This is a genomic window from Streptomyces sp. CC53, assembly GCF_001865245.1.
In the GTDB taxonomy this organism is placed as follows: Bacteria; Actinomycetota; Actinomycetes; order Streptomycetales; family Streptomycetaceae; genus Streptomyces.
On sequence record NZ_MKXB01000235.1, the window covers coordinates 32,449 to 39,492 of the forward strand.

Annotated in this window: 4 protein-coding genes; 1 reads left to right on the forward strand and 3 read right to left on the reverse strand. The window is 75.3% G+C overall.

The annotated features are described in order from the left end of the window. Positions 1–493: 493 nt before the first annotated feature. The 3 genes from BJP40_RS30545 to BJP40_RS30555 all read right to left on the reverse strand — a co-directional run bounded on the left by BJP40_RS30545 (position 494) and on the right by BJP40_RS30555 (position 4,236). Positions 494–1,552: an ABC transporter ATP-binding protein gene (locus BJP40_RS30545; protein WP_071284086.1), complete on the reverse strand. Its 1,059-nt coding sequence runs from the start codon at positions 1,550–1,552 to the stop codon at positions 494–496. After that, entirely contained in the window at positions 1,549–3,027 is a 1,479-nt protein-coding gene (locus tag BJP40_RS30550) for an iron ABC transporter permease (protein WP_071284176.1), read from the reverse strand. The genes BJP40_RS30545 and BJP40_RS30550 overlap by 4 nt, the downstream gene beginning before the upstream one ends. Positions 3,028–3,219: 192 nt before the next feature. Beyond that, entirely contained in the window at positions 3,220–4,236 is a 1,017-nt protein-coding gene (locus BJP40_RS30555) for an iron ABC transporter substrate-binding protein (RefSeq protein WP_071284089.1), read from the reverse strand. A 198-nt stretch (positions 4,237–4,434) separates the two neighbouring features. On the opposite strand from BJP40_RS30555, the gene BJP40_RS30560 reads away from it, so the two are divergent. Then, on the forward strand, positions 4,435–7,044 hold a 2,610-nt coding region (locus tag BJP40_RS30560; RefSeq protein WP_071284092.1), incomplete at its 3' end, for a non-ribosomal peptide synthetase.

The window sequence follows — 7,044 nt, forward strand, 5'->3', positions numbered from 1 at the left end:
AACGGTGCGGGACGGGGGACGGTCCGGTCGACCGGTGCGGCTCCGCCCTGGTGGGGGCGGTGGGGAGGGCCGGTCCGGTTCCGGTGGGGCGTGGGGGTGCTGATCATAACCAGCCATACGCCGTTCAGGTGAGATTGCGTCAGTGATCGGAGCGTGGTATTCCACGCACGTTTCGTTCCTGTCGTTGTCGTGCCGTTGCCGGGGCGAGTCCGTTTCGACGCCCGGCCGGTACGTCGAAGGCGTCCCGCGGGACGCGACGACGGGGCGTCACGCGGACCGTTGGCACCGGTTGGGAGCATCGCACCGCCACCCGTGGAGCCCCCGCCGGCAGTGGGCGGCGTCCCCCGGGCCTGCCGGCACGGACGGTCGCGCGACGGGAGGAGCGACGACGACACGGGTGCACCGCAGCGGTCACACCGGGGGGCGGCAGGCCGGCACGGCTCCGGAGGCGGCGCCGCTGACCGGGAGCGGAGGCGCAGGCGGCGGCCGCCGGTCAGCGGTGCAGCGTCGCGGACCCCGTCACTCGCAGGCCCACGGCCGCACCGGGGCGCACCCCGACCGGAGTGGGCGTGCGGACCTCCACGGGGGCGTCCAGCCCCTGCACCGCGACGCTCACCACGGCGTCGTGGCCGTGGAAGCGGACGTCCAGCACCGTGCCCGGCACGCCGTCGGCGTCCGGCTCCGCGCCGAGCGCCAGTTGCTCGGGCCGCAGCAGGACCGTGCCCGTCCGGAGCCCCGCCGGGGGAGAGGCCAGCGGGACCCGGCCCAGCGGCGTGTCGGCCGTGCCGTCCGCCACCGTGCCCGGCACGAGGACCGCGTCGCCGACGAAGCGCGCCACCCACGGGTCGGCCGGGTACCGGTACACGTCCTGGGGCGTGCCGCACTGAGCGGTGCGGCCGTCCCGTACGACGGCGACGAGGTCCGCCGTCGACAGTGCCTCCTGCTGGTCGTGGGTGACCAGCACGGCGGTGGCGCCCGTGGCGCTCAGCGCGGCCCGCACGTCGGCGCGCACCCCCGTCCGCAGGGACGCGTCGAGTGCGTTGAACGGCTCGTCGAGCAGTACGACGGCGGGCTCCGGTGCCAGGGCCCGCGCCAGGGCGACCCGCTGCTGCTGGCCTCCGGACAGCTCGTGCGGCATCCGCGCGCCGTACCCGGACAGGCCGACCAGCTCCAGCATCTCGTCCACGCGGCGGCCGCGCGCGGCCCGGTCGTGGCCGGTCAGCCCGAAGGCGATGTTCCGTGCCACGCTCAGGTGCGGGAACAGCGCGCCCTCCTGCGGCACGATCCCCACTCGGCGCCGCTCCGGGGCCAGCTGCGTCCCGGGGCCGCTCAGCAGGCGCTCGCCCACCCTGACCGTCCCCGCCGAGGGGCGGAGGAAGCCGGCGACGATCCGCAGCAGCGTCGTCTTGCCGCACCCGGAGGGGCCGAGCACGGCCGCGAGCGTACCCGCGGGCACGGTGAGGTCGAGGCCGTCCAGCACGGGGGCGCCGCCCGGCGCGTACGCCACGCTGAGGCCCTCCACGCGGAGTTCGTTGCCGTGGACGCGGTTCATGCGCGGTGCCTTCCGAGGAGGTAGGAGGGGAGTGCCGCGAGCAGGATCAGCGCGGCGGCGTAGGGCGCGGCGGCCGCGTACGCCCCGCTGCCCGTCTCGGTCCACAACCGGGTGGCGAGCGTGTCCATGCCGGTGGGCCGCAGGAGCAGCGTCGCCGGGAGCTCCTTCATGCACACCACGAAGGTCAGCGCCGCGCCCGCGGCGATGCCCGGGGAGGCCAGGGGCACGGTCACCTCGCGCAGGGTCCGCAGGGGGCTGCGGCCGAGGGAGCGCGCCACGTCCTCCAGCACCGGCGGCGCCTGCAGGACGGCCGCCCGCACGGCGGCCACCGCGACCGGCAGGAACAGCACGGCGTACGCGCACACCAGCAGCGGCACCTCCTGGTACACGGGGTGCGCGTAGCGGACCGCGAAGAAGACCAGGGACAGGGCCACCGTGATGCCGGGGAGGGCGTGCCCCGCGTAGGCGGCCTGCTCCAGCAGGTGGGCGGTGCGCCCCAGGTACCGCGCGGCGACCACCCCGACGGGCAGGGCGAGCAGCGTGGTGAGTGCCGCGCCGGCCGCCGCCACTCCCAGGGTGGCCAGCGCCGTTCCGGTGAGCGTGTCCACGTCCCAGGTGCGGGACGTCCCGACGGTCAGCCAGTAGCCGAGCGTGGCCAGCGGGAAGGCCACCGCGGCGGCCGCGACGGCCGCGCACCAGGCGAGCGCCGGCCCGCGCAGTCGTCCCAGGGGCGCCGGTGCGGCCGGGCGGGCGGTTCCCCGGCCGGTCCTGGCGTGGCCGGCGCGGCCCCGGGTGCGGCTCTCGCCCCAGACCAGGGCCACCGTCATCAGCACCAGCACGGCGCTGAGCGCTGCGGCCGGGGTGCGGTCGAAGCTCGCCTGGTAGGAGAGGTAGATGCCGCGGGTGAACGTGTCGTACCGCATCAGCGACACCGCGCCGAAGTCGGACAGCACGTACAGCGCGACCAGCAGCCCGCCGCCCGCGGCGGCGGGCCGCAGCTGCGGCAGCGTCACGCGCAGGAACGTCCGCAGCGCACCGTGCCCCAGCGAGCGCGACACCTCCTCCTGCGCGGGGTCGGTGCCGCGCAGCGCGGCGGCGACGGGGAGGTACACGTACGGGTAGCTGACCAGCGTCAGCGCGAGCGCGGAGCCGGTGAAACCGGCGAGCCGCGGCGCGGCGGACAGCCATGCGAAGGCGGCGACGTAACTGGGCACGGCGAGCGGCAGCGTCGCCGCCACCGACCAGGCACGCGCACCGGGCAGGTCCGTGCGGACCGTCAGCCAGGCCAGGGACACGCCGAGGACGAGGCAGGCGGCGACGACCGCGGCGGCCAGGCCGAGGCTGCGGCCGAGGAGCAGCGCGGTGCGCTCGTCGGCCACGATCCGCCAGGCGTGCGCGGGCCCCCGTTCCAGTGCCCGCACGGCGAGGTAGCCCAGCGGCAGCACGGCGAGCACGGCGGCCACCAGAGCGGGCACGGTGAGCACCAGCGGGGGGCGGGCGGCGGAACCCCGGTTCCCGGCGGCACGCCGCCGCCCGGTGGGCGCGTCGGCGCCGACCGGGCGGGCGGTGCGGTCCGCCGCGGGGGCCGCGGCGGAGGGGCCGGACGCCCTGACGGGCGGGGCCGGCGGGTCGTGCGGCGCCCTTGCGGGCGGTGAAGGTGTCACAGGTCAGACCAGTCCCACGTCCTGGAGCATCTCCAGGGTCTCCTTCAGCGAGTCCAGCTTGCCGAGGTCGATCTGCGGCGCCTGCAGCGAGTCCAGCGAGGGCAGGCCCTCGGCGGGCTGGACACCGGCGGCGAGCGGGTACTCCTTGGTCTCGGCCGCAAAGTACTCCTGCGCCTCCTGCGACAGCAGGAACGCGGCCGCCTTCTGCGCGAGCTCCGCCTGCTTGGCGTCCGCGCCCTTGAGGACGCCGACGCCCGCGACGTTGACGAGACCGCCCGGGTCGCCGCCGGGCAGGTAGTGCACCTTCGCCGTGAGCTTGTCCGCGCCTTCCTCGGCGGCCTTCTCGTACCAGTAGTAGTGGTTGATCAGGCCGACGGAGACCTCGCCGGAGTCCACCGCGTTGAGGACGTCGGTGTTCTTGTCGTACGCCTTGGGCTGGTTGTCCTTCAGGCCCTTGAGCCAGGTGCGGGCGGCGTCGTCGCCCTCCAGGACGCGCATGCCGGTGACGAACGCCTGGAAGGAGGCGTTGCCCGGGGCGTAGCCGACCTTGCCCTTCCACTCCGGCTTCACCAGATCGTGGACGCTGGCCGGCGGCGCGGGCACCTGGCCCGGGTGGTAGGCGAGGACCCGGACGCGGCCGCTGGTGCCGACCCAGTCGCCGGCGGCGCCGCGGTGAGCCGCGTCGACCCGGTCCAGGGTCGCCTGCGGCATCGGGGCCAGCAGGCCCTCCTTCGACAGGGCGCCGAGCGCGCCCGCGTCCTGGGAGAAGAAGAGGCCCGCCTCGGTCTTGGCGCCCTCCTCCAGCAGCTGCGCCGACAGTTCGGCGCTGCCGCCGTAGCGCACCTCGACGGTGCCGCCGACGTGCTCCTCCAGCTTCTCGATGAGGGGCTTGACGAGGTTCTCGTTGCGGCCGGAGTAGATGACGAGGTCGGCCGGTTCGCTGCTGCACGCCGACAGGAGGGGGAAGAGCAGGGCAGCTGCCGCCGCGGCGGCTGTCCGGGTCAGGGTGCGGCGACGCATGTCGGGCCTTTCATGAACGGCAAGCGAAAGAATCAAGCCAGGGGAAAGTGGATGATCTATGAATAAGGTAATGCTAACCTCACCGTCAAGAGGGCCCTCATAACGGGTTGGGGGTGACTGTGGCGGTCTGGCGTGCTGTGGCCGTTCTGTGATGGGGGGCATCTTTTCAGCCAGGTAAGCCTTCCCTAAGATGCGCCCGTGCCCCTCTCCGAGCTGCTCCCCGACGTCCGAGCCGCCGTTCCCTTCGCACGCCGGCTCGCCGCGTTCGGGGAACGGCCCGCGCTGATCACCGACGGCGGCGGCCTCACCTACCGCGAACTCGCCGACCGGGTCGCCCGCACCGCCGAGCGGCTGGGGTCCCACCGCCGCCTGGTCCTCCTCGCCGGGGCCAACACCGCCGACGCCCTCGTCGTGCACCTCGCCGCCCTGTCCGCCGGGCACCCCGTGCTCCTCGTGCCCGGCGACCGTCCGGAAGCCGTGCACGCCCTCACCGCGGCCTACGACCCGGACGTGGTCGCCGCCCCCGGCCCCGACGGCACCTGGACGCTCGCCGAGCGGCGCCCTGCCAGCGCCCACAGCCTCCACCCCGAGCTCGCGCTGCTGCTCAGCACCTCCGGCTCCACCGGCTCACCCAAGCTGGTGCGGCTCTCCCACGGCAACGTGCAGTCGAACGCGGAGGCCATCGCCCACTACCTCGGCATACGCCCCGAGGACCGGGCCGCCACCACCCTGCCGATGCACTACTGCTACGGCCTGTCCGTCGTGCACAGCCACCTGGCGCGCGGGGCCGCGCTCGTCCTCACGGACCTGTCCGTCGCGGACCCCTGCTTCTGGGAACTGTTCCGCACCACCCGCGCCACCGCCTTCGCCGGCGTGCCGTACACCTTCGACCTCCTCGACCGCGTCGGCTTCGCCGACATGGACCTGCCGCACCTGCGGTACGTCACCCAGGCCGGCGGGCGGCTCGCACCGGAACGGGTCTCCCGGTACGCGGAACTCGGCCGCCGCCGCGGCTGGGACCTGTTCGTCATGTACGGCCAGACGGAGGCCACCGCCCGCATGGCCTACCTTCCGCCCGACCGCGCCGCCGCACACCCCGACGCCGTCGGCGTGCCCGTGCCCGGCGGCTCCTTCCACCTGCGCCCGCACCCCGACTGGCCCGAACCGGGCACCGGCGAACTCGTCTACCGCGGCCCCAACGTCATGCTCGGCTACGCAGAGACGCCCGCCGACCTGGCGCTCGGCCGCACCGTCAGCGAACTGCCCACCGGAGACATCGGCCGGGTCGTCGACCAGGACGGCGACGGGCCACCGCTGTACGCGGTCGTCGGCCGCGTCAGCCGGTTCGCGAAGATCCTCGGCGTGCGCGTGGACCCGCACCGCGTGGAGGAGACCCTAGCCGGACACGGCGTCACCGCCCTGGCCGCCGGCGCCGACGACGCGCTCACGGTGGCCGCCGCCGGCGACGCCGACCCCGACGCCGTACGCCGCCTGGTCACCGCCGCGCACGGCCTGCCGCCCCGCGCCGTGCACGTCCACGTGCTGCCCGAACTGCCCCGGCTCACCAACGGCAAGCCCGACTACCGGGCCGTCCGCGCGCTGCGGCCGCCCGGCGACGCCGGAGCCCCGCCGGAGACCTCCGCCGACGGGCCCGCACCCGGCGGCCGCGCCGACCTCCGCGCGCTGTACGCCGTGATCCTTGACCGGCCCGACGCCACCGAGGACGACAGCTTCGTCGACCTGGGCGGCGACTCCCTCTCCTACGTGGAGATGTCCCTCCGCCTGGAAGAAGCCCTCGGCCACCTCCCCGCGGACTGGCACGTCCGGCCCATCCGCGACCTGCGGGCCCGCACGGGCAGGAAGGCGCCGGCCACCACGGAGCGGTCCGGGGGAGCGGCGGCGAAAGCCCGCGGGCTGCGGCTGCGGCGGCCGGCCGTGCGCCGCATCGAGACCGGTGTCGCCCTGCGCGCCCTCGCCATCGTCGTCATCGTCGGCTCGCACATACCCGTCTTCCACATCAAGGGCGGAGCCCACCTGCTGCTGACGGTCGCCGGGTACAACCTCGCCCGCTTCCACCTCACCCCGGCCGCCCGGCGCGACCGCGTCCGGCGCGTGCTGCGCAGCGCCGCCCGCGTCGCCGTCCCCAGCGTCCTCTGGATCGCCTGCGCCTGGCTGCTCACGGAGGACTACCGGGCGGCGGCCGTGTTCCTCGTCGAGTCGTTCCTGCCGCCCCGCGAGGGCCACCTCGCGGCCTTCTGGTTCGTCGACACCCTGGTCTTCCTGCTGCTGGCCGCAACCGCCGTGCTGGCCGTGCCCGCCGTCGACCGGCTGGAGCGGCGCCACCCCTTCGGCCTGCCGGCGGCGCTGACCGCGCTCGCCCTCGTCACCCGCTACGACCTGTTCGGGCTGCGCGAGCACGCGTACCTGCCGACGCCGCTCGCCGTACCGTGGCTGTTCGCCCTGGGCTGGGCCGCGGCCAAGGCCACCCGGGTGGGCCAGCGCCTGCTCGTGACCGCGGCGGCCCTCGTCACGGTGCCGGGCCTCTTCCCGGGCGAGCCCGCGCGCGTGGCCCTCATCGTCGCCGGGTTCGCCCTGCTCGTGTGGGTGCCCACCCTGCCGGGCCTCGCGTCCCTCAACCGCGTCGCGGGCGTCCTCGCCGGGAGCTCCCTCTACATCTACCTGACGCACTGGCAGGTGTTCCCCCGCGTCGACCACATCTCGGGCTGGTTCGCCCTGGCGGCCTCGCTCTTGGCGGGCGTCGCCTACGCCAGGCTCGCGGCCCGCCTGGGCCGCGCGGCGAAGGACCGG